This is a genomic window from Corynebacterium amycolatum SK46 (assembly GCF_000173655.1).
In the GTDB taxonomy this organism is placed as follows: Bacteria; Actinomycetota; Actinomycetes; order Mycobacteriales; family Mycobacteriaceae; genus Corynebacterium; species Corynebacterium amycolatum_A.
Map to the genome: position 1 here is coordinate 210,696 of NZ_ABZU01000002.1, position 23,246 is coordinate 233,941.

25 protein-coding genes are annotated in these 23,246 nt (G+C 55.2%); 1 reads left to right on the top strand and 24 read right to left on the bottom strand.

Translation table 11 applies throughout. From position 1 onward, the window contains the following. Nucleotides 1-20: 20 nt before the first annotated feature. From CORAM0001_RS02840 to CORAM0001_RS02950, 24 genes are all read right to left on the bottom strand, one after another. Entirely contained in the window at nt 21-2,060 is a 2,040-nt protein-coding gene (locus tag CORAM0001_RS02840; protein WP_005509747.1) for a coiled-coil domain-containing protein, read from the bottom strand. 42 nt (nt 2,061-2,102) lie between these two features. Next, complete coding sequence (locus tag CORAM0001_RS02845) at nt 2,103-2,900, bottom strand: RDD family protein (RefSeq protein ID WP_005510038.1); 798 nt, start codon at nt 2,898-2,900, stop codon at nt 2,103-2,105. A gap of 310 nt (nt 2,901-3,210) precedes the next feature. Beyond that, nucleotides 3,211-4,128 carry a hypothetical protein gene (locus tag CORAM0001_RS02850; protein ID WP_005509951.1) on the bottom strand — a complete coding sequence of 306 codons (918 nt, stop codon included), beginning with the start codon at nt 4,126-4,128 and terminating at the stop codon, nt 3,211-3,213. A 169-nt stretch (nt 4,129-4,297) separates the two neighbouring features. Further along, on the bottom strand, nt 4,298-5,644 hold the full coding sequence (gene mgtE / locus CORAM0001_RS02855) for a magnesium transporter (RefSeq protein WP_005510071.1): 1,347 nt from the start codon (nt 5,642-5,644) through the stop codon (nt 4,298-4,300). A 175-nt stretch (nt 5,645-5,819) separates the two neighbouring features. Next, complete coding sequence (locus CORAM0001_RS02860) at nt 5,820-6,386, bottom strand: hypothetical protein (RefSeq protein WP_040360928.1); 567 nt, start codon at nt 6,384-6,386, stop codon at nt 5,820-5,822. Between the two features lie 14 nt (nt 6,387-6,400). Further along, nucleotides 6,401-7,135 carry a hypothetical protein gene (locus CORAM0001_RS11265; RefSeq protein WP_157752522.1) on the bottom strand — a complete coding sequence of 245 codons (735 nt, stop codon included), beginning with the start codon at nt 7,133-7,135 and terminating at the stop codon, nt 6,401-6,403. Nucleotides 7,136-7,371: 236 nt separating this feature from the next. Further along, nucleotides 7,372-7,809, bottom strand: a complete 438-nt coding sequence (locus tag CORAM0001_RS02865; RefSeq protein WP_005509980.1) for a hypothetical protein — start codon at nt 7,807-7,809, stop codon at nt 7,372-7,374. 260 nt (nt 7,810-8,069) lie between these two features. After that, the gene (gene rpsQ, locus CORAM0001_RS02870; RefSeq protein WP_005509926.1) at nt 8,070-8,348 is read right to left on the bottom strand and encodes a 30S ribosomal protein S17; all 279 of its coding nucleotides are present in this window, start codon (nt 8,346-8,348) and stop codon (nt 8,070-8,072) included. Next, nucleotides 8,345-8,581, bottom strand: coding sequence for a 50S ribosomal protein L29 (rpmC, locus tag CORAM0001_RS02875; protein WP_005509851.1), 237 nt, complete (start codon nt 8,579-8,581; stop codon nt 8,345-8,347). Before rpmC ends, rpsQ begins: the two co-directional genes overlap by 4 nt. After that, entirely contained in the window at nt 8,581-8,997 is a 417-nt protein-coding gene (gene rplP, locus CORAM0001_RS02880) for a 50S ribosomal protein L16 (protein WP_005509813.1), read from the bottom strand. The genes rpmC and rplP overlap by 1 nt, the downstream gene beginning before the upstream one ends. A 3-nt stretch (nt 8,998-9,000) precedes the next feature. Beyond that, on the bottom strand, nt 9,001-9,741 hold the full coding sequence (rpsC, locus tag CORAM0001_RS02885) for a 30S ribosomal protein S3 (RefSeq protein ID WP_005509954.1): 741 nt from the start codon (nt 9,739-9,741) through the stop codon (nt 9,001-9,003). Continuing rightward, entirely contained in the window at nt 9,741-10,103 is a 363-nt protein-coding gene (gene rplV / locus CORAM0001_RS02890) for a 50S ribosomal protein L22 (protein WP_005509775.1), read from the bottom strand. Before rplV ends, rpsC begins: the two co-directional genes overlap by 1 nt. A gap of 3 nt (nt 10,104-10,106) precedes the next feature. Then, nucleotides 10,107-10,385 (bottom strand): 30S ribosomal protein S19, encoded by a 279-nt coding sequence (rpsS, locus tag CORAM0001_RS02895; RefSeq protein WP_005509882.1) that lies wholly within the window; start codon nt 10,383-10,385, stop codon nt 10,107-10,109. Nucleotides 10,386-10,399: 14 nt separating this feature from the next. Beyond that, complete coding sequence (gene rplB / locus CORAM0001_RS02900; protein ID WP_005509800.1) at nt 10,400-11,242, bottom strand: 50S ribosomal protein L2; 843 nt, start codon at nt 11,240-11,242, stop codon at nt 10,400-10,402. Between the two features lie 37 nt (nt 11,243-11,279). Beyond that, a complete protein-coding gene (gene rplW / locus CORAM0001_RS02905; protein WP_005509869.1) occupies nt 11,280-11,585 on the bottom strand; it encodes a 50S ribosomal protein L23 in 306 nt (101 codons plus the stop codon). Then, entirely contained in the window at nt 11,585-12,232 is a 648-nt protein-coding gene (rplD, locus tag CORAM0001_RS02910) for a 50S ribosomal protein L4 (protein WP_005510033.1), read from the bottom strand. The genes rplW and rplD overlap by 1 nt, the downstream gene beginning before the upstream one ends. Beyond that, complete coding sequence (gene rplC, locus CORAM0001_RS02915) at nt 12,229-12,885, bottom strand: 50S ribosomal protein L3 (protein WP_005509762.1); 657 nt, start codon at nt 12,883-12,885, stop codon at nt 12,229-12,231. Before rplC ends, rplD begins: the two co-directional genes overlap by 4 nt. A 31-nt stretch (nt 12,886-12,916) precedes the next feature. Continuing rightward, nucleotides 12,917-13,222, bottom strand: coding sequence for a 30S ribosomal protein S10 (gene rpsJ / locus CORAM0001_RS02920; protein ID WP_003938093.1), 306 nt, complete (start codon nt 13,220-13,222; stop codon nt 12,917-12,919). A gap of 670 nt (nt 13,223-13,892) precedes the next feature. Further along, the gene (gene tuf / locus CORAM0001_RS02925; RefSeq protein WP_005509995.1) at nt 13,893-15,083 is read right to left on the bottom strand and encodes an elongation factor Tu; all 1,191 of its coding nucleotides are present in this window, start codon (nt 15,081-15,083) and stop codon (nt 13,893-13,895) included. Between the two features lie 502 nt (nt 15,084-15,585). Next, entirely contained in the window at nt 15,586-17,718 is a 2,133-nt protein-coding gene (gene fusA / locus CORAM0001_RS02930) for an elongation factor G (RefSeq protein WP_005509779.1), read from the bottom strand. A 298-nt stretch (nt 17,719-18,016) separates the two neighbouring features. Beyond that, the gene (rpsG, locus tag CORAM0001_RS02935) at nt 18,017-18,487 is read right to left on the bottom strand and encodes a 30S ribosomal protein S7 (RefSeq protein ID WP_005509955.1); all 471 of its coding nucleotides are present in this window, start codon (nt 18,485-18,487) and stop codon (nt 18,017-18,019) included. 3 nt (nt 18,488-18,490) lie between these two features. Continuing rightward, nucleotides 18,491-18,862 (bottom strand): 30S ribosomal protein S12, encoded by a 372-nt coding sequence (gene rpsL, locus CORAM0001_RS02940; RefSeq protein ID WP_005509887.1) that lies wholly within the window; start codon nt 18,860-18,862, stop codon nt 18,491-18,493. A 388-nt stretch (nt 18,863-19,250) separates the two neighbouring features. Continuing rightward, a complete protein-coding gene (locus CORAM0001_RS02945) occupies nt 19,251-20,555 on the bottom strand; it encodes an SAM-dependent methyltransferase (RefSeq protein ID WP_005509970.1) in 1,305 nt (434 codons plus the stop codon). 91 nt (nt 20,556-20,646) lie between these two features. Next, complete coding sequence (locus tag CORAM0001_RS02950) at nt 20,647-22,185, bottom strand: FAD-binding oxidoreductase (protein ID WP_005509967.1); 1,539 nt, start codon at nt 22,183-22,185, stop codon at nt 20,647-20,649. Between the two features lie 312 nt (nt 22,186-22,497). Here CORAM0001_RS02950 and CORAM0001_RS02955 point away from each other — a divergent pair, with 312 nt between their 5' ends. Further along, nucleotides 22,498-23,145, top strand: a complete 648-nt coding sequence (locus CORAM0001_RS02955) for an SDR family oxidoreductase (RefSeq protein WP_005509841.1) — start codon at nt 22,498-22,500, stop codon at nt 23,143-23,145. Nucleotides 23,146-23,246 lie beyond the last annotated feature (101 nt).

Below are 23,246 nucleotides of genomic sequence, written 5' to 3' on the forward strand. Positions count from 1 at the left end.
ATCCATTGTTTTGGTCTCCTTTACCGTATTTTTTGTGAGTCGTACTGGCTAATCGCGGCTTGCACGTACTGATCATTTCCGGAGTAGTTCACCTTCGGCGGAAGTGGATACTTCGAGGTCTGCAGGTTTAGCTGAGCATTCGAATTTCCCTGAGCAACGAAGTCTTTGACCACCTGACTGCAATAATTCGCTATCGCATCGCTGTCCCTGCGCGGAAAGACACAAAACTGCGGTACTGCACGGTGAACATGCGGTTCAACATCTGCAACCGTCATCTGTGCTCGTTTACGAGCCACAGCTTGTTTATTACTTTGAATGACCTGCCGGGATTTCGCGGTAATCTGAGCCGCTCGTTGATCAAACTGGTTAGCTGAACTAATTGCTCTATGCAGCTCCGCTGCAATAACAGACCAGTCCTTTTGCTCGCCAACCCATTCCACATTTTTTCCCTGAGATTTTGTGATTCCTCGGTAAATTAGGTTTCCAAATGCAGCCAGGCCGCAGATCCACACTGTCATCGTCGTAAGGCCGAGCACATCACCTACAAGCAGTCGGGTGAGAACACTCAACACCGTGATTGCAAGCAGAATCCAAAAGGTCGTGAAGGGTTTGGTACGAACGGAAACTAGTTGAACGTTTCCCCAAGAGGGATTCGACCCGAAACCTGCGATGTAGTTCTCAATTTCAGCTTGCGATTGCGCCTGATCGAACACGGTATGCCGACCTGTATCGGACGAATACAGCGCCCAGCGGTTACGCCGGTCGCCTGCTAGGTGTGTGCCGACAATATCGGCGATTCGACGCTGCTGAGAATCCACGTCACTGTGCGCACGCGCGCGAGAATTCTCATTAGCCGTTTTCTGAGCTTTGAGGTCATTGTGCGCTTTTACATATTCAGGTAACGCTAAATTTTCCCATTTTTTGTCCTCGGCTTGCGCCACATTGCTGACGCACTTCTCCCAAACTTGCCTATTCTGCGCATAATTATCTGTAATGCGGCGCCAGGAACTTACAACTTGGCCATGCCTAGATTGCTTGAAAGCCTTTGCTTTTGCCCTAGCCTCCGAATCGCGAGCAGACTCAATCTGAGCCTTTTTCGCTGTCGTCTGTTGAAGCGTCTGGTTCCAAGCGCTCAACTGTTGCTGTGCGCTTGTGATGTCAGAGTTAACCTCGCTGAGCTCGTATTCCTTTCCATCAATAAGGTCTGGTAAACGGCCCTCTTCTGCATCCAACTGCGTTGGTTCTGCCAGCAACTCATCTACATCGCTGTTGGCAAGACGAAAGTCAGACTCAGCTGACTGTAAAGCACTCTCAGCGTCGGAAAGCAGCGCTTTCGCTTGCTTGCGTGCTCTTTCGCATTGATTTTTATCAGCATTGTATTGCGCTGTTTCACGGTCAAAGCGACCATCATCAATCGGTTTGGGAAACTGCAGTTTGGAATCTTCAAGGCTGTCGATTCGCTGCTGATGACGATATTCATCTTCTACCGATTGCCGGTGAGCATCAGCTAACCGCTGTCGCTCAAAGTAGTCATTGCCGTCATAGTCACGAATCTGCCGATCGAGGTCCTCGGAATACTGCTGCGCGTCTTTAAGCTTTCGCGTCGCATCTTGAATCTGCCCGTCGATATCATCGATCCGGCTTTCCCAGCGCTGCATCTCCAATTTGAATCGACCATCATCAACCGGCTTTTGCAAAGAGTGCAGTCGGTTTTCAGCCTGGTGAAACTCGTATTCGGCTTGCTGCTTGGCCAATCGCGCAGACGATACCCGGTCCCGCGCATCTTCAGCTTGACGACGTGCTGCTGCTAGCCGACCGGAGTAGGAGGCGCGCTTAGAAGCAACAGCATCCAATTCATCATGGAACCCCTGCAGCTCCGAAGAAACTTCATCACGCTGATCGCAGAGAGCTCCGATATGAGATTGATAATTCGAGACCTGAGTTTTCGCTTTGTTGATCTCAGCCTCAAATTTCGACACCTGCGATTGATAATTACGCGTGACATCGTCACTAATTTTCTGGGCCAACTCTGCTGAAGTTGGCGAAACAAAAGACATCATGGGAGAACTCGAAATCGTTACGAATATGACTGCCGATTCGCTTTAGTGCTCCTTAATCAGGCGAGTATTTCCCCAGCGGTCGTGGTAGCCCTGGTTGTACGGCGAATTCATCACGGAGAAGAAGCGCACAACGTACGCAATGCCCGCTGCAAAGCTTCCGATAAATGGCACCAAAGAATAGAAAAGGTTGATGTTGCGCTTTACCGCGTGGCCAAATCCCATTGGTCGACCATCCGTAGTGATCAAACGTAGGCCAAGGATTTTCTTTCCGAGAGTCTGCCCCATGGCGCCCTCTAGACAAACTTTGTAGGCGAAGCCAAGGATGAACATAAGAATTGCACTAATAATCATGCCTCCAATTACTGCCTCATCACTGCCCGCGGCACTGCCTCCGCCTACAAAAATCACGTAAATCACGAACTGAACGAGACCGATGATTAGCGCATCGATGAGGTAGGCACCAGCCCTTTGTCCCAGGGAGGCATTTGTATAAGTCGGATCTGCCCACTGCTGTTCGTGCAGTGTTACTGGAGCAACCTGAGCCATGCCCGGCTGTACCACCGACTGCTGAAAATGATGGGGCTGTTCAGATAGTTGACCAGCAGCGGATACGGACTGGTACGGCTGCTGATCAGCGACAGGCTGTGTGGGCATAATGTACGGGTTTTCCTGGCCGTACAGGGGCTGCTGCTGCGACAGCTGAGGTTGCTGCTGTTGAGGAGCCCCGAAACCAAACTGTGTGTTGGCCTGTGGCTGGCCACCGGAAACTCCTGCCTGGCCTCCGGCTCTGCGTGGCTGAACGGTGCGGCGAACCGGGTTATTGGGATTCTGCTGATTCATTAGAGGTTCTCTTTCCTTGGGAGGGGGTGACGTAAGGATCTAAGTCGCGGAAGAAGACAAGAGAAGTGAACTTGGAAACAATCCTTGCCCTTGTTGATTCCTCAATTCCTTGCGACTTTCACTCCTTAGAGGACGCCGCGGCTCAAAATGTTCCTGACGAACGCTAAAAACTTTTTCTGCTCTGGATTTCAAAGCCAGACGCAAAAAGGATGAAACTGGCCCACATGCGTTGTCGCTGCACGTTGACGATGCTAAAAGGGGCGGAGAAACGACGAATCCCGCCTTTAACCAAAGGCGGGATTGTTTCAGGCTAGGAGCCCTGAGATGTTGTCTTAACCAGCGTCATGCCGCGATACCACGCCAGCGACTGTGGAAGCAGGCATAGGATCAGAGCGAGGATTGACAAAACCAGATAACAAGTGAATTCCCACCAGTAATAGAACCCGAAGTGGTAGTCAAAAACAAAGAAAGGTACGTCTATAACAAAGATCATGGCGTCGTTAATCAGATTAAGACCTGGTACCAGTGCAGCTGTCAGTAAAAGACCAATTTTAAGTCGACGATACATTCCAGAACTTGTGAATCCACTGACCAAGGTCATGACGATTATTCCCAGAATTGCTACCCGGGAAAATATGTTTATTACCACCTTCAAAAACATAAACCAGGGCGATTCAGAATATTCGAGACTTTGAACAAAGGTAAAGACTCCATCACCAATCCAGAAAACTGCTAATCCGGCCAACGTCACGATAGCGGCCTGAATAGTCTTTGGTATACGTACCCACACGTCTTTAAGCGTTGCTTCCGGCGCTAGTGGTTGCACCGGCGCAAACGTCGTGGTGACTGTCCGCATGATTACGCTGTTGTGGGATTCCGAAGACACGGTCGGAGTCATGTCACCGACAGCACTGTGACCACGCGGAGCATCAACACCTCCCTGCCCTAAGGCATTTAGCCCATGGGAGCTTCTCGTTGTCGCCAAATCCGCTAAGAAATCCGTCGTTACCTCCGGTGGCGAAAAGGGACTCTGCAAGGCCTGGTCATAGCGCTGTTTTTTGCTCTCATCTGCGAAAATTGCAACTACATAACCTGCAAGTTCTTTCTTTTCGGCATCCCAACTTTGAGAGTCGGTACTGTTAATCTGCTGTTGAATTTTGTTAGCTACAACAGCTCCGGGCTGGCTAGGATCCACCGCAAAAACTGCGTATAAATCAATCCCGCTCATTTGGGAAGGCCTCCTCTTCTAGTCACGGCAATCTTTGCCGCACACAAACACTCATGGGGTTCATGTATTAGAGGAGACCGAGCACCGAAATGTTCCCGGCTTTGCCGAATTAGGAATTAAGCCTAACTGGTTGTCTCTCCAGAAAGCGCCTACAAAATCGAGTGAATGCCTAAATTCCCAAAACTGACTTAGCAATCAGGAAGTAGATGATTAGGCCGGAGGCATCGACAAGCGTGGTAATGAATGGGTTGGCGAAGACCGCCGGGTCAATGCCGAACTTCTTACCAATCAGCGGCATAATGCCGCCGACAGTGGCAGCGAGAGTACAGATACCCAGCAGCGTCAGGCCGATAACGAGGCCTATGTCCCAACCATAAACCAACCCCGCCAAGAGTAGGCCGAGAGTACCCAGCAGCAGGCCGAGGAACGCACCAACTCTCACCTCTCGGAGTATGACCTTGAAAAGGTCGCTGGGTTGAACATCCCCTAGTGCCAGCGCACGGGTAATAGTAGTGGCAGCCTGGTTGCCAGTATTGCCACCAGTACCAATCAGCAGCGGCACGAACACCGAAAGAACCACCATCTGAGACAGAGTCTCTTCGAAGGTTTCCAGGACTTGCACGGTCAATGTCGCACCAATAGCCAGTACAAGCAACCAGACCACACGGGAGCGGACGATCTCAAAGATCGGCGTAGCAAGGTAAGGCAAACGTAGCGGCTCAGAACCTGAAATACGAGCTTGGTCCTCGGAGTCTGCTTCCTCCAGAATCCGGAGTGCGTCGTCCACCGTGAGCAGACCGATAACGCGCTGCTCGCTATCGACGATCGGTAAAGCTAAGCGCTTACGATCGGCGCACATGCGAGCCACCTTCTCCTCAGACTCAGTAGCCTCTGCGTAGTCTGCTTTCCGCAAAATTGCCGCAATATGGATATCACTGCTGGCACGCATCAAATCACGAAGACTTATCACGCCCACCAGTCGACGATTCCGATTCGACACCGGCAACGTGTAGATGGATTCCGCATCATCCAAATGGTTATAGACCGTCTCCAAGGCCTCGCCCGCCGTCATATCGTCATGAAGTGACACCAGCTCCGGGCTCATCCGACGCCCAATGGAACCGTCGGGGTAACCGAGGACGATGTTGGTCAGCTCTCGCTCATCATCCGGTAGATTGGCGAGCAGTTTTGCAGCGACAGACGCAGGCAGCTCGTCGAGCAGTTCTGCTCGATCGTCCGGTTCCATCTCCGCGAAAACTGCGGTGACTTCAGGATCACGGAGGCTGTCGATTAGGTGCGCCTGCAGCGCTGAGTCCAACTCATCGAAGGTTTCAACCGCCGTGTCTTTCGGCAGTGTGCGGTAGAACAACGCACGTTCCTCATGGCTGAGGCGGCGCATCTTTCGAGCGGCAGCTTTGGGCTCAACATCAATTAAGAGCCGCGACAATGTCGCCACGTCGTGTGAGCGAAGCGCGGACTCGAGATCTCGATCATGAAGGGTTCTGGCGTTGCCCATGATCCAGCATGCCTCCCGCTGCTCTCACCTGGTACCGGCTGTACCGACCTCTTTTGAGCATACCGGCAAGCACGAGGTTTAACCCCACAGAGCACGAACCTGACCGCCATGTTGCGGCTCCAAGCTCTGGCCAAACCAGGCCAGCCGCAAGCTAGGAACAACCGTAAAGATTGTTCTAGACCCGCATCCTCTGTACAAACTTTTCAAAACTGCCATCTACCCTAAAACTCTCATCCAAAAGCGGATTAGATGCGTGATCCTTATCATAACGAACATAAATAGCCAGATCTCGGTTGTCATTTATCAACATTGCCTGACCTCCATAACCGAACTCGAAGGCTATAAAACCAGGTAACTCATACTCTCTATAATTTGGCCACGATTCTCGGTAAGCATCGACTCGCTCAATCCATGACTCAACGCCAATATAGACATAATTTGTACATAATTGTGCAGCTACTGAGGGAACCTCAACATTTGGAATACCGTGAAGGATATCTTGACTGCAATCCTTAGAGGTCATTGGTATCAACGTGGGCGCTTTAGAAGTCAACGAAGGTCGCACCCCCTCAATGTCCGGGCCTTCGTACAAGCGAACATCATGAGGCTCGGCCGGCTCTTTTCGACTACCGTACCAAATACCTCCAGTACAGATCGCCAAACTTAGTACAGCTACCCCAATCAGCATACTAATGTTGACTACACCAATTCTGTTAATTTGAATCTTAATCCAGCCGGCCATTACAGCTATTATCTTCACCAGAAATCTTCCTCTCCGGACAAAAGAGAATACAATCTATGACGCCAGTATCCAGCAATTCGATCGCTTTTCTCACTAGTCCAGTGAGTGCACTCTACCTCGATTAGATAAGATCTATCCTCAGGGTATATATCTGTTCGATAATATTTTTGATAACCTGTCTCTGAGTAATCAGAATAAGAGAAGGCAAGGTAATCAGGTATTTCCACCTTGACATACCCATCAAGCGCTTCTGCACCAGATAAGTGCTTATCAATTAGCTCTCGGTCGAACACAATCGTATAGACCTGATTAGCACATCCTCCATCTAAATAAAACTCGGACGAATAGCCGTCCACCTTTTCTCCCGCTAGACGTGGCGTATTACTCTCGGATTTTTCATTGGTTGCATGACTGAAAACCCGCAAATATGGAGGAATTTGATCAGAAATATCCCGAGGCATTCCTGGCGGAGTAAATGCATAGTCGTCCGCCTGGGACGCCTCCGAATAAGCAACTGCACCTGAGCCGAGGAGCATTCCGGCGCAGGCCAAAAGAACAACTTTACGACGCTTGTTCAAAATGGCCTTCTTAGATCGCGATCTCTCCGAAGCCTGTTTGTTTCCAATCTGGTTGTCAGGACGTGGGAGATCTTCAGACGCCTGAGCGCGTGGGCGATCCTCCAAGGACGATATGGAATCGCTGCTTATCACCAGCCGTTGGGGCTTTCTACCGGGAATTGGACTCATCATGCTTGTTAGAGTCCGCGCGCAACCAAAAAGTTCCCTGTTCATACGAAATTTTTCAGTCTTTTCGGGAAAGAGCCTTAGCGGCAAAACTCGTGGGTTATTCGCAGAACGTGATGTTGTCGAACGCCTTCACCACTTGACTCCGAATCAGCGGCCAGGCCGTTCACACTCCATCTCGCACAGGCACAGCACTTAGCTGTAGAGCCTCTCATATAACCGAGACACCAAGTAGAAGACAGCTAATCCGTACTCGCCCATATAATCGTCCCAAGACGCACACAAGCCAAAATCACACCAATTGCTCCGCAGGTCAGACCTGCCCCATAAGCGTCGTTGTAAGCGCACACTACGGCGATAACCCCAAAGATTATGCCGACCACGAGAGATACAACGGATATAACCCCGATAGTCATTCCCTTTCGGAGTTCGTAGTAGTACTGTTCGGTCACCTCGTTTACTTCATGAGTCGCCAAATGGCTGGTCAATAACAGCTCTTCTAGTTCTTCATTATCCAATTCCCCGGCTACGAACAGATTTTGAAGTTCTTCACCAGTTTGATCCTCGTATTGCCGAATATGCCTAAAGATATACTCTTCTAAGGTCAGTCCCTCGTCCTCAGCGGTTTGCTCGAGCAGCAAATCGATGAAATCGTTCTTGAGCGGTAACTGGCTTTCCACTGCGCCTCCTGGTCAACGTGATAATCAACCACCGGCCGACCAAATATCGCTTCCAACCGCACTGAAGCACGTCTCTAATAGCCGGTGTTCACGTATTAGAGGGCTTGCGCGGTGGAAAAGTTCCGAAGAAGGCGCACCAAATTCCCGAAAGCCATCTGCACCAAGCACAAACAGAAAACCCCGCCACAGAAAACACTTGCGTGTTTCCCGCGACGGGGTTCTCGTCGTAAAGCCCTAGCTGATTGCTCAGCTGTCGGGTCTTACTTAGCCTTCTCGACGATCTCGATCAGGCGGTAGTGCTTGTCCTTGGAGAGCGGACGGCACTCTTCGATGCGGACGCGGTCGCCCACGCCAGCCTCTTCGTTCTCGTCGTGCGCCTTGACCTTGGAGTTCGTGCGCATGATCTTGCCGTACAGGGCGTGCTGCTTGCGGTCCTCGAGCTCGACAACGATGGTCTTCTGCATCTTGTCGGACACGACGTAACCGGTGCGCACCTTACGTGCGCCAGCCTCGGTGGTGTTCATGTTTTCCTCACTCATGCTGCATCACCATCGGTTGGTGCAGCAGACAGGCCGAGCTCGCGCTCACGCATAACGGTGTAAATGCGAGCAATATCCTTGCGGACAGTGCGGAGACGGCGGTTGTTGGTCAGCTGACCGGTAGCGCTCTGGAAACGGAGGTTGAACAGCTCCTCCTTAGACTCCTTGAGCTTGGCAACCAGGTCATCGTTATCCAGCGAGCGAAGCTCGTGGGCGGGAATGCCGTTCGACATCAGTACTGATCCTCCTTCCGAACGATTCGGGTCTTAATCGGCAGCTTAGCGCCTGCGCGCTTCAGTGCCTCGATAGCAACTGCCTCGTCCGGGTAGGACATCTCGAACATGATGCGACCCGGCTTGACGTTTGCAACCCACTTTTCGACCGGGCCCTTACCGGAACCCATACGAACACCCAGTGGCTTCTGGGTCAGCGGGCGGTCCGGGAAAATCTGGATCCAGACCTTACCACCACGCTTGACGTGGCGGTTGATGGCAATACGCGCTGCCTCAATCTGACGGTTGGTGATGTAGGCCGGCTCGAGAGCCTGGAGACCGTATTCACCGAAAGTCACCTTGTTGCCGCCCTTGGACATACCAGAACGGGTTGGGCGGTGCTGACGACGGAACTTAACGCGCTTCGGGATGAGCATGAATTAGCCCTCCTTCTTCTCAGATGCACGCTGACGACGCTTGCCACCGCGACGCGGGCGGTCGTTGCCGCGACGCTGGCGGGCGTTGCCGGCGTTGATCTCGGACTCGCGACGGCCACCGATCACGTCACCCTTGTAGATCCACACCTTGACGCCAATGCGACCGAAGGTGGTGTGAGCTTCGTGGGTACCGTAGTCGATCTCCGCACGCAGGGTGTGCAGCGGAACGCGACCCTCGTGGTAGCGCTCGGTGCGGCCCATCTCGGCACCGCCGAGACGACCGGAGCAGACAACCTTGATGCCCTTGACGTGCGGCTGACGCATTGCAGACTGGATAGCCTTGCGCATTGCACGACGGAAAGCGACACGGTTGGCGAGCTGCTCAGCGATGGACTGAGCAACCAGCTTCGCATCCGCGTCAATGTTCTTGACCTCGAGGATGTTCAGCTGAACCTGCTTGCCGGTGAGCTTCTCAAGCTGGCCGCGGATGCGGTCAGCCTCGGAGCCACGACGGCCGATAACGATGCCCGGGCGAGCGGTGTGGATGTCCACACGCACGCGGTCACGGGTGCGCTCGATAACGACATCGGAGATGCCGGCGCGCTCAAGACCGGTGGACAGCAGATCGCGGATCTTGATGTCCTCGGCCAGGTAGTCAGCGTACTGCTTGTCGGCGTACCAGCGGGACTTCCAGTCGCTGGAAATACCGAGGCGAAGACCGTGTGGATGGATCTTCTGTCCCACTATCGGTCACCTTCCTTCTGGCTCTCGACGACCACGGTGATGTGGCTGGTGCGCTTGCGGACGTGGAAAGCACGGCCCTGCGCACGCGGGCGGAAGCGCTTCATGGTCGGTCCCTCGTTGGCGTAAGCCTCGGAGATGACCAGAGTACGACGGTCCAGGCCGAAGTTGTTCTCAGCGTTTGCAGCTGCAGACGCAACAACCTTGGCAACTGGATCAGCAGCACCCTGCGGAGCGTACTCCAGGATGTTCAGTGCCTCGTCGACGGACTTACCGCGAACGGTGTCCAGGACGCGACGTGCCTTCATCGGAGTAACGCGGACGAAGCGCGCAGTTGCGCGTGCAGAAGTAATGTCGTTGCTCATGGCTTATCGACGTCCCTTCTTGTCATCCTTGACGTGACCCTTGAAGGTCTTGGTCGGGGCGAATTCGCCCAGCTTGTGGCCGACCATAGAGTCATCCACGAACACCGGCACGTGCTTGCGACCGTCGTGAACGGCGAAGGTATGGCCGATGAAATCGGGGAGAATCGTGGAGCGGCGAGACCAGGTCTTGATGACCTGCTTGGTGCCCTTCTCGTTCTGTGCATCGACCTTCGCGAGGAGGTGCTCATCGACGAACGGGCCCTTCTTAAGGCTGCGTGGCATTCTCAGTTCCCTCCTTAGCGCTTCTTATTCTTGTTGGTACGACGGCGACGAACGATCAGCTGGTCGCTCGGGCGGTTCGGCTTACGGGTGCGGCCTTCCTTCTGGCCCCACGGGGAAACCGGGTGGCGACCACCGGAGGTCTTACCCTCACCACCACCGTGCGGGTGGTCGACCGGGTTCATGACAACACCGCGGACAGTCGGGCGCCAGCCCTTCCAGCGCATACGGCCGGCCTTGCCCCAACGAATGTTGATCTGATCCTGGTTTCCGACCTCACCGACGGTTGCACGGCAACGAGCGTCGACGCGACGGATCTCAGAGGACGGCATACGCAGAACTGCGTACTTGCCTTCCTTACCGAGAAGCTGAATAGAAGCACCAGCAGAACGTGCCAGCTGTGCACCGGCACCCGGCTTGAGCTCCACGCAGTGAATGGTGGAACCGGTCGGGATGTTACGCAGCGGCAGGTTGTTACCAACCTTGATGTCGGCATTAGCGCCGGACTCAACGATGGCACCCTGCTTCAGGTTCTTCGGAGCGATGATGTAGCGCTTCTCACCGTCTGCGTAGTGCAGCAGTGCGATGTTGGCGGTACGGTTCGGGTCGTACTCGATGTGAGCGACCTTTGCCGGAATGCCGTCCTTGTCATTACGACGGAAGTCGATGACACGGTACTGGCGCTTGTGTCCGCCACCCTTGTGGCGAGTGGTGATGTGACCGTGTACGTTACGGCCACCAGTCTTCGACAGCGGGCGCAGCAGAGACTTCTCAGGAGTCGAGCGAGTAACCTCGCTGAACTCGGAGACGGAGCTCTGGCGGCGACCCGGCGTAGTCGGCTTGTACTTACGAATAGCCATACTTTTGCTCTTCCTTAACTTCCTCGTCGGCTAGCGGCTAGGCTGCCGAACCGCCGAAGATGTCGATGGGATCGCTGCCGGCCGCGAGAGTCACGTAGGCGCGCTTGGTGTTCTTGCGCTTGCCGTAGCCGGTGCGGGAACGCTTGCGCTTGCCCTCACGGTTGAGGGTGTTGACGGAAGCGACCTTGGCACCGAAAATCTCCTGGACCGCGATCTTGATCTGGGTCTTGTTAGCGTCGGTGTGAACCAGGAACGTGTAAACGCCCTGCTCCATGAGTCCGTAGGACTTCTCAGACACTACCGGTGCAACAATGATGTCGCGGGGATCTGCGATGGTAGCCATTACTTCTCCTCCTTACCGGCGGTGCGAGTGATGAAGTCATTAAGTGCCTGAACGGCGAAGATGACGTCATCGGCCTTCAGAACGTCGTAGGTGTTCAGCTGATCCTCAGACAGGATGTGGACACCTGGCAGGTTACGAACCGACTTCCACGAGTTGACGTCCTCGCGTGGCAGAACGACGAGCACGTTGTGGCGCTCAGTCAGACGCTCGACGAAAGTACGAGCTGCCTTCGTGGACGGGGTCTGGCCTGGGACCAGTTCCTCGACAACGTGGATGCGGTCGTGGCGAGCACGGTCAGAGAGTGCGCCGCGCAGAGCAGCTGCAATCATCTTCTTCGGGGTGCGCTGGCTGTAGTCGCGTGGCACCGGGCCGTGAACAATGCCACCGCCGGTCCAGTGCGGAGCACGGATCGAACCCTGACGAGCGCGACCGGTACCCTTCTGGCGCCACGGCTTGCGGCCACCGCCGCGAACCTCGCCGCGGGTCTTGACCTTGTGGGTGCCCTGGCGAGCTGCTGCACGCTGTGCGACAACAACCTGGTGCATCAGGGCGATGGACACCTCCGCGTCAAACACGGAAGCAGGAAGCTCAACCGAACCGTTCACGCCGCCTTCAGCGGTGTGTACGTCTAGCTTGAGGTTGGTCATGCGTGAGCACCACCCTTCGTGGCAGTCTTAACAACCAGCAGGCCGCCGCGTGCACCCGGAACTGCGCCCTTGATGAGCAGCAGGTTCGCGTCAGCGTCAACCTTCTGGATCTTCAGGTTCTGGGTTGTGACCCGGTCGTTACCCATGCGGCCTGCCATGCGCTTGCCCTTGAAGACGCGTCCTGGCGTGGCGCAGGCGCCAATGCCACCAACACGACGGTGAGCAGCCTGGTTACCGTGAGCAGCACCCTGGCCGGCAAAGCCGTGGCGCTTCATACCACCGGCGAAGCCATGGCCCTTGGACGTACCAGTGACGTCGACGTACTCAATTTCGCCAAAGATGTCGACACCAACGGACTGGCCGACCTCGTAAGAGGAAGCGTCCGGGGTGCGAATCTCGACGCTGTGGCGACGCGGGGTCACACCGGCCTTCTTGAAGTGGCCGGCCTCCGGCTTGTTGACCTTACGCGGGTCAATTTCGCCGTATGCAATCTGGACGGCGTCGTAGCCGTCGGTTTCCTTAGTGCGCACCTGAGTCACTACGCACGGCCCAGCCTCAACGACGGTAACCGGAACAACGCGGTTTTCCTCGTCGAAGATCTGAGTCATACCGAGCTTCGTGCCCAGGATGCCCTTGATCTCGTTTTCACTCATTTATCTTGTCTCCGCTACCAAAAGTCCAGGATCACTGAATGTTCACATCGACACTTGCCGGAAGGTCAATGCGCATAAGTGCATCGACGGTCTTCGGCGTTGGATCGAGAATGTCGATCAGACGCTTGTGAGTGCGCATCTCGAAGTGCTCGCGCGAGTCCTTGTACTTGTGCGGCGAACGGATAACGCAGTAAACGTTCTTTTCGGTTGGCAACGGCACCGGGCCAACGACGCGTGCACCCGTACGGGTAACGGTCTCCACGATCTTTCGCGCAGAAGCGTCGATAGCCTCGTGGTCGTAGGCCTTGAGCCTGATGCGGATCTTCTGTCCGGCCACGCTTGTCCTCTCCTCGGTCGGCGCGCCCCAATAAAAGGGGCGTCGACCCTGTCAATGTTTCTCGACGCCGTCAGCAACTATGGCCAGCGCCAGAAATTAAAACTGGGTTGTGCATTACTTCAAAGCGATTTCGTCTTCGATCGTCATGGCAAATTAACTTTTGGCCATGACCCGAGCGGACGAATAACGCCTTGCACTCAAATCCCAGTGGAAAACAAGTCCCCCTCGTGGGGCTCTTCATTTTGCCTACTGCCGCTGTTAATTTGCCATGCCACCTCCGACCCCCGCGGTCGGGCGTGTCGCCCGTTTTCTCCGTGAGGCACGATTGGGAAGAAGCTTCCCTACGTGGTCATGCTCGCCTTACCATAGGCGCTAAGTCCAATTTCGTACTGGTTCCCAGCTGGGCCTGATACGACAATTGGCGCGAACGCCTTTGTTAAAGCAACCCCCGTATTAAAGCACGTCCGCACTGCGAATGTAAAATCACGATTCCAAAGTGCAACGTACATCACACCCATTACGGCACAGTCTGCTTAACGACGGCTATAGCGCCGCCCCCATCCCGTCTAGTGTCGGCTATGTACAGATACAAAAAATCCCGACTTCCGCTTACGCGGAGTCGGGATTCTTCTAAGACCTAGTTAAAGCATTTCCCCTTTGGGGAGAAGACTTACTTAATGATCTTGGTAACGCGGCCAGCGCCGACGGTGCGACCACCCTCGCGGATAGCGAAGCGCAGGCCCTCGTCCATTGCGACCGGCTGGATCAGCTTGACAGACATGTCAACGTTGTCGCCCGGCATGACCATCTCGACACCTTCCGGCAGGGAAACGACGCCGGTGACGTCGGTGGTGCGGAAGTAGAACTGCGGACGGTAGTTGTTGAAGAACGGGGTGTGACGGCCACCCTCATCCTTGGACAGGATGTAGACGGAACCCTCGAACTCGGTGTGCGGGGTGTAAGCGCCCGGCTTAGCAACGATCTGACCGCGCTCGATGTCCTCACGCTTGGTACCGCGGAGCAGCAGACCACAGTTGTCGCCAGCCTCAGCGGAATCCAGCAGCTTGCGGAACATCTCGATACCGGTAACGGTGGTCTTCTGGGACTTCTCCTTGATGCCCAGAATCTCGACCTCGTCGTTGACGTTCAGAACGCCGCGCTCAACACGACCGGTAGCAACGGTGCCGCGACCGGTAATGGTGAAGATGTCCTCAATCGGCATCAGGAACGGCTTGTCGGTCTCGCGGACCGGATCCGGGATGTTCTCGTCGCAGGCTTCCATCAGCTCGAGGATGGAGTTGACCCACTTCTCTTCGCCCTCAAGAGCCTTCAGAGCGGAGATGTGAACGATCGGAGCTTCCTCGTCGTAGTCCTGCTCAGCCAGCAGCTCGCGGACCTCCATCTCGACGAGCTCGATAATCTCTTCGTCGTCGACCATGTCGCACTTGTTCAGTGCAACGAGGATGTACGGAACGCCAACCTGGCGAGCCAGCAGAACGTGCTCGCGGGTCTGCGGCATCGGGCCGTCAGTAGCGGCGACAACCAGGATTGCGCCGTCCATCTGAGCAGCACCGGTAATCATGTTCTTGATGTAGTCAGCGTGGCCCGGGGCATCGACGTGAGCGTAGTGGCGCTTCTCCGTCTGGTACTCAACGTGGGAAACGTTGATGGTAATGCCACGTTCCTTCTCTTCCGGTGCCTTATCGATGGCATCGTAAGCGAACGACTCGTTCAGGTCCGGGAACTTGTCAGCCAGAACCTTGGTGATAGCGGCGGTAGTGGTGGTCTTACCGTGGTCAACGTGACCAATGGTACCGATGTTGACGTGCGGCTTCGTACGCTCGAACTTCGCCTTTGCCACTTTTAGTCCTCCTGGAGGTCTAGGTGGCCACGACTCTCGCAGCCACAATTTTGTGGTCACTCTATCCGCCTTCACAACATCAGAAGCCTTCAAGCTGTTCGCTTACGACTTCGGAACGTGCGCGCGCAAAAGAGCACTATTCTTTCACTGTGCCAGTTACTCGATACTAGGGCAGGATACTGGAGTTTTCCAAACCAGACCAACCCCCTAGTTAAGGGTGGGTAACGGCCAGCAACTCACATCGTCATTTACCAGCATAAATGCTAGATATTTGAACAGCGATTTAAAATCGACCAACGATATGAATTGCGAGCAGCTACCCCCTAGAGCTTGTCTGTGCTAACACACGCCAACAGTTTGACGGTGTCTCAGCAGAGTCAAAGCTAAAGGGAATCTATCAAAGCTGCAGACCCTCGCACTGCGTCAACTAAAACGAGTGACAGTGCAGTACGTGCAGGGATGGGGTCAGCTCTGATTGAGCACCCCACCCTACCGACACGATTTAAGCGCCGGTACGAGCTGCAATGATCTCCTCGGCCACGGAGGACGGAACCTCAGCGTAGGAGTCGAAGATCATGGTGTAGTTTGCGCGACCCTGGGTCTTGGAACGCAGGTCACCAACGTAGCCGAACATCTCGGACAGCGGAACCAGAGCCTTGACAGCCTTGACGCCGGTGCGGTCCTCCATGGAGTTGACCTGGCCACGACGGGAGTTGATGTCACCGATGACCTCGCCCATGTACTCTTCTGGAGTAATAACCTCAACGGCCATCATCGGCTCGAGCAGGACCGGCTTAGCCTTCTGAACAGCTTCCTTCAGAGCCTGCTGACCAGCGATCTTGAAGGCCATTTCAGAGGAGTCAACCTCGTGGTAAGCACCGTCGAGCAGGGTTGCCTGGATGTTCACCAGCGGGTAGCCGGCGAGGGTACCATACTGCATTGCGTCCTGAATACCAGCGTCGACAGACGGGATGTATTCCTTCGGAACACGACCACCGGTGACTTCGTTGACGAACTTGTAAGCGGTGGACTCGTCCTCTTCAACCTCGTCAGCAGACGGAGCGTACGGCTCCAGAGCAATGATGACGCGAGCGAACTGACCCGAACCACCGGTCTGCTTCTTGTGGGTGTACTCGAACTTCTCGACAGGCTTACGGATGGTCTCGCGGTAAGCAACCTGCGGGTTACCGATGTTTGCTTCGACCTTGAACTCGCGCTTCATGCGGTCAACCAGGACGTCGAGGTGGAGCTCGCCCATACCGCCGATAACGGTCTGGCCGGTCTCCTCGTCCAACTTGACGGTGAAGGTCGGGTCCTCTTCAGCCAGACGCTGAATAGCAGTACTCAGCTTCTCCTGATCAGCCTTGGACTTCGGCTCAATAGCAACGGAGATAACCGGATCCGGGAAGGACATGGACTCCAGAACGATTGGAGCATCCTGTGCACACAGGGTGTCACCGGTGGTGGTGTCCTTCAGACCGATGAAGGCGTAGATGTTACCTGCCACTGCCTCGTCAACAGGGTTCTCCTTGTTGGCGTGCATCTGGAACAGCTTACCGACGCGCTCCTTCTTGTCCTTGGTGGAGTTCAAGACCTGCTGGCCCGGCTCCACGCGACCGGAGTAAACGCGGACGAAGGTCAGCTTGCCGAAGAACGGGTGAGCAGCAATCTTGAATGCGAGAGCGGAGAACGGCTCATCCTTAGACGGCTTACGGACCATATCGACGTCCTCGTCGCCCATCTGGTGGCCGTGAACCTCACCGATGTCCAGCGGATTCGGCAGGAAGTCAATGACGGCGTCGAGCAGCGGCTCAACACCCTTGTTCTTGTACGCGGTACCACAGTAGACCGGGTAGATCTCAGAGTTCAGAACCAACTTGCGGATGGCGCCCTTGATCTCGTCCATGGTCAGCTCTTCGCCACCGAAGTACTTCTCCATGAGCTCCTCGTCGGACTCAGCGACGGTCTCAATGAGCTTCTCACGGTACTCGTTAGCCTTGTCGACCATGTCAGCCGGAATCTCCTCGACCTGCGCAGGAGTACCGATCTCGACCTTGCCCGGCCACATGAGAGCCTTCATCTCCAGCAGGTCAACAACACCGTCGAAGTCATCCTCAGCGCCAATCGGCAGCTGCATAACCAACGGCTTTGCACCCAGGCGGTCAACGATGGTGCCAACGGTGTAGTAGAAGTCAGCGCCCAGCTTGTCCATCTTGTTGACGAAGCAAATACGCGGGACATCGTACTTCTGAGCCTGACGCCAAACCTGCTCAGACTGCGGCTCGACACCTTCCTTACCGTCGAAGACTGCGACGGCACCGTCGAGCACACGCAGGGAACGCTCAACCTCAACGGTGAAGTCGACGTGGCCCGGGGTATCGATGATGTTGATCTGGTTGTCGTTCCAGAAACAGGTCACAGCAGCGGAGGTAATGGTAATACCGCGCTCCTTCTCCTGCTCCATCCAGTCGGTGGTGGACGCACCATCGTGAGTCTCACCGACCTTGCGGTTAATACCCGTGTAGTACAGGATGCGCTCGGTCGTAGTCGTCTTACCAGCATCGATGTGCGCCATGATGCCGATGTTGCGGACCTTGTGGAGGTCCTTCTTAACGGGAAGTGCACCTTCAGCCACTTGATTCCCCACTCGTTTCAAATCGGTTTGGCGGTGAGGCTCAATTACGGGATTGCAATCGGCCGTCAAATCCGCCGTCGGTCGGGTTTGCTTTATCTATAATGCCACCGTCTTGGCGCGAAGTCGCGCCGTGACGTACACCTATTGCGTAAATTCTACGCAAGACATCGGGTGTAAGCGCCGGGCTGGCCCCTATTGAGTGACCTTAAAGATCTGTGGACCGCGACCGACGCGCGCCGTTGACATACCGGCAGCTGCTTTACGACGGTGACCATTCGCGGCCTCCGTCGATAAGCGATTACCAGCGGTAGTGAGCGAATGCGCGGTTTGCCTCCGCCATCTTGTGAGTGTCCTCACGACGCTTGACGGATGCACCCAGGCCGTTGGATGCATCGAGGATCTCGTTAGCGAGACGCTCGGTCATGGTGTTCTCACGGCGCTGGCGGGAGAACATCAGCAGCCAGCGCAGTGCCAGCGTGGTGCCACGGCCCGGACGAACCTCGACCGGAACCTGGTAGGTGGCGCCACCAACACGGCGGGAACGAACCTCAAGAGCCGGCTTGACGTTCTCGATTGCGCGCTTCAGAGTCAGCACCGGGTCAGTACCGGTCTTCTCTTCGCACAGCTCAAGTGCACCGTAGACGATGCGCTCTGCGGTCGACTTCTTACCGTCGAGCAGAACCTTGTTGACCAGCTGCGACACCAGAGGGGAGCCGTAGACCGGGTCGTTGACGACAGGACGCTTCTGTACTGGGCCCTTACGTGGCATGGCTTACTTCTCCTTCTTTGCGCCGTAGCGGGAACGAGCCTGCTTGCGGTCCTTGACACCCTGGGTGTCCAGGGAACCGCGGACGATCTTGTAGCGGACACCCGGGAGGTCCTTAACACGACCACCGCGAACGAGCACCATGGAGTGCTCCTGCAGGTTGTGGCCCTCACCCGGAATGTAAGCCGAAACCTCGATACCGGAGGTCAGGCGAACACGAGCGACCTTACGAAGAGCCGAGTTCGGCTTCTTCGGGGTGGTGGTGTAAACACGGGTGCAAACGCCGCGGCGCTGAGGGGAACCCTTCAGAGCTGCGGTTGCAACCTTAGCCTTCTTGTCATGGCGGCCCTTGCGGACCAGCTGCTGAATAGTGGGCATGAAGCCTCTTTCTGTTTTCAATCCTCGCTGGACATTCTCACGCCCGATGCCAACCGCAGCGGAGTAACCACCTTCCGTGTGAATGCATCACAAGAAAAGTTATTACTCATCCAGTGGTGAGCCCATCGGTTGAACGCAAGAAATGGAGGGATTTTGAACGTGCGAAACCCAGTCAGCCGCTCTCGCTGGCCTACTGGGTAATGTCTCAAGTTCCCAATTCTTTTCTGGGATCGTTGTATAACAGTACGCGAGCTGCGAGTTTAGTCCAAACACCCTGGTAACAGCGTAAAAATTTCAGCCACTTTGAGTGCAACTCCGGTTTGCGACCAAATTTTCGTCGTAAGGCGCGGCGCGCCTCACCCCACAACCTCTTGCGCCACTGGAGTCTCTAATCCTCCCACCACTGTCGCTCGGGGACATCGCCGCGGGAGCCGTCAGGAAGCAACTTAACTCCTAGCACCTGGTGCAGCTGGATGGCGTTATGACGGAAATTGTATTCCGAGCCGGCCATGTACATGCCCCACAACTTCGCCGTCTGTTCCCCGACGAGCTCAACTGCCTTATCCCAGTCGTTCTCCAGGTTTTCGCACCAGTCGTTGAGAGTGCGGGCATAGTCAAAGCGAAGGTTCTGCTGATCGACCATCTCGAATCCCTGGTCCTGCATGGCATGCATGATTGTGCCAACGCCAGTGAGCTCGCCATCCGGGAAGATGTAGCGATCAATGAAGGTGCCCTTGCGGGTGCGGTGATTATCCCAGTAAGTAATGCAATGGTTGAGCATCAAACCGCCCTCCTTCAGCTTTCCGTAAAGGAAACCAAAGAAGCTCGGGTAGTTTTTAACGCCAATATGCTCCAGGATGCCGATCGCAGAGATGGCATCGAAGTTCTGTTCGGAGACATCTCGGTAATCCTGAAAGCGCACCTCAGCCAGATCCTCGAGACCTTCTTCCTTGATTTTCGCCTGTGCCCACTCTGCCTGCTGTTCAGAGAGAGTCACGCCAATCGCCTTCACTCCACGCCTAGCTGCATAGAGAACCATGCCACCCCAACCGCAGCCAACGTCGAGAAGCCGGTCGCCTTCCTTTAGACGCAACTTATCGAACACCAGGCGATACTTGTTCTCTTGAGCCTCTTCAAGCGTGGAGTCTTCATTCGGATAATACGCACAGGTGTACGTCATCGAGGGCCCGAGTAGCAACTCATAGAATTCATTACTCACGTCGTAATGCGAAGAGATTGACGCTGCGTCGCGTTCCTTAGAATGGCGAGCCAAACCGTTGTGCAGGCGCTTCTTCCACCATGCGGTGCGCTCGATCTCCGGGATTTCAGGAACATATGGCAGCCCCATCGCCCGTAGCGAGCGGACGACCTTTGCCAAAGTTGCAGCAGGTGGAACCTCGAATTGATCATGCAAGTCCATCAACGCCCCGAAGGCCTCGATGGGGTGCCCGAGGCTCACGCGGGTCAGTTCCAGTTCACCGGTAACGAATGCGCGTCCAAAGCCGACATCGTCGCGCAGATGGGTCACGATGTGATTCAAAGCGTCGCGCGAGCGTACATTGATGCCAACTTTCGCATCCTCCGGGCCTGCAGCCGAACCGTCGAAAGCAGTCAAACGCAGCGGCAGTGGCTTTCCCGAAGTATCGATGAAGGCCTCGAAAATCTCTGCAACAGTCATTGGAGTAAACGCCATGATGAGTCCTTATCTGTGAAAGATGCAGCTAAGTGATCTGTTTTTGATTTAGACGTCAGCGCAGGGTTAAACACTCAGCACTGCGATTGAGTTAAGCGCCAGCAACGGTCTTGTCATAAAGGCGCGGGAACCGCGAGTTGGGATCGTAGATCTCCTTGAGCTCGTCGGGCAGACCACCTCCATAGAGCTCTTCAAACTGCTCCGGCGAGTAGAAAGCCTCGGAATACAGTGACTTATGCCCACCCAATTCACTGACCTTTTCCTCGATGACCCGGTTAAAGGCACCGGGACGCGAATCGCCGGGCACCAAATTGATTGGTACTGCTGACCAGAACCCCACGTTGACCCAGGTGGTCTCGGGATCAAGCGGATAGAGGGGCCACGGGCTGTCGCTATCGGCCAATTTGTCACCGCTACCAATAAGATTCTCTGAACCTTCCCGAAGGTGGATTGGGCACATCCACACTGGCTGGATATCGCAAGCTTCGAAGAACCAATCCAAAAACTCAGCCAGTCGGTCGACAGTGACTTCGATATCCTGAACGACGCGCTCGTTGGCTGGAAGCCCCTTCCGAGCCTTCATCTTGTTCTCAAGGTCATATTTCTTATCGAGGCCAACCAGCTTCCAATAGAAAGACGAACGCTTGAGCTCTCGCGGCCACACAGCCCGCACTGTCGGATTCTGGGCCCCAAAAGCTCGAGAGCACCAGAACCAGTCAACATCCCAGCGCCAGATGTAATCGCGAATGGTGAGACGATCTCGGGTAATTCCCGATGGATGCTGGAGCGAGCGGTAGTAAACCTTGTCCCGGGTGTAGTCCGAGACAGGACCTTCTTCCTCCGTCTTACGGCCGAGCACAAGGTAGATTTCTTCCGGCGAGAACGCCACACCATCAAGAAAATCAACGGGTTCGCCTTGGTATTCCTTCGTGGCGACAACGGCAGCGAGCTTTTCAGCCGCCTCTGTTGTGGAGTGGCAACGCACATGCCGGAGTTCAACGTACGGCAGTACTTCCTCCAGCTCGATCTTCAGTCTCACGACGTACCCGAGCGACCCATAGGAATTAGGAAAGCCCCGGAACAGGTCCACATTCTCAGTGCGAGAGCAGGTCACAATCTCGCCAGTGCCGGTCAGAATATCCATTTCCAGCACCGATTCATGCGGCAGACCATTGCGAAACGCTGTGGACTCTACGCCCATGCCTGTGACAGCTCCGCCGAGCGTAATCGTCTTCAGTTCAGGGATTACAAAGGGCATGAGCCCATAGGGCAAGGTGGCATCCACCAAGTCTTCGTACGTGCACATTCCCTGCACATCAGCAGTCTTTGCAACAGGGTCAACGGCTACCACCCCACCGAGACCACTGACATCAAGGCCAGGGATATCGGTTTCACTGCGGGTCCGAAAAAGGTTCGATGTCCCCTTCGCCAACCGCACTCGCTTATCGACGGGAATAGATTGAAAACTCTCCAGGAGTTTCTGCACGCCCTGCTCATGCGCATACCAGCCCACCGGTTCAACACAGACCTGGTCAATTCCTCGCCCCGGTGCCAGCTTCGCTGCCGCGGCAGTGAGCTTTCCGGCTAGACGAGGGACAGTGCCAACACCAGGAATCTGTTGATGAGCCATGAAAGCTACCGTAACCGCAGGTCTTGGGTGACTTCTATGCATGGTGACCGATATTTCCCCGCAGACTGGCTGGGAAACGACCGAACTTCGCATTACCTACGGAGAGCAATTCAGCGCCTGAAAAGGCTATTTGCATCTATATCTATAACTTGCTTCGGGTAGTTTTAGTTCCCCGTCGTCTTACCCTACAAAAGGGTGGCGACCGAATGAGGTCCGGAACAATAGCTCACTGTGTTTACTGCTGGCGAATGTTTACTGCTGGCGAACGCTGCCCCATTGCCTAGACCACATGGCCAGCGTATAGGTGGGGACATGTCTAAGAAGGTTATTGTCATTGGCGGCCACGGCAAGGTGGCCCAAATCGCTACTCCCCTACTTATCGACGACGGCTGCGAGGTCACGTCTGTTATTCGCAACCCCGACCAGGTCCCGGATATCGAGGCTCTCGGCGCCACACCAGCCGTTTACGACATCACCAGTCTCTCGACAGAGCAGTTTGCGGACCTTCTCAGCGGGCATGATGCCGTGATTTGGTCCGCCGGCGCTGGTGGAGGTTCACCAGAACGAACTTACGCGATCGACCGCGACGCAGCTATTACTTCGATTGCCGCGGCCGAGCAGGCTGGCGTTAAGCGCTACGTCATGGTCTCCTACTTTGGTGCGGGCCACGACCATGGCGTTCCAGAGGATCACAGCTTCTTTGCCTACGCCGAGTCCAAGGCTGCAGCCGACGAAGCGCTGCGCGCTTCAAACCTTGAGTGGACCATTCTCGGCCCGAGTGCGCTCACGCTCGACAAGGGCCAGGATTCCATCGACACCACGGCGGACAAGGCAGGCGAGGTCGCTCGTGCGACCGTTGCCAATGTCATCGCGCAGACCGTGTTCAACGAAACTACCGTTGGTCGCATCATTAACTTCAACGAGGGCAACACCCCGATTGCAGAGGCTCTCAAGGAGTAGAGGAAGGAAGCCGGGGACGGAACCCCTAGCCCCTCCCTCCCCTGCCCCTGCCTCTGTTCCTATCGCTTTTCTTCAGCCTCCAGCTGAGTTTTCCAGTTGAG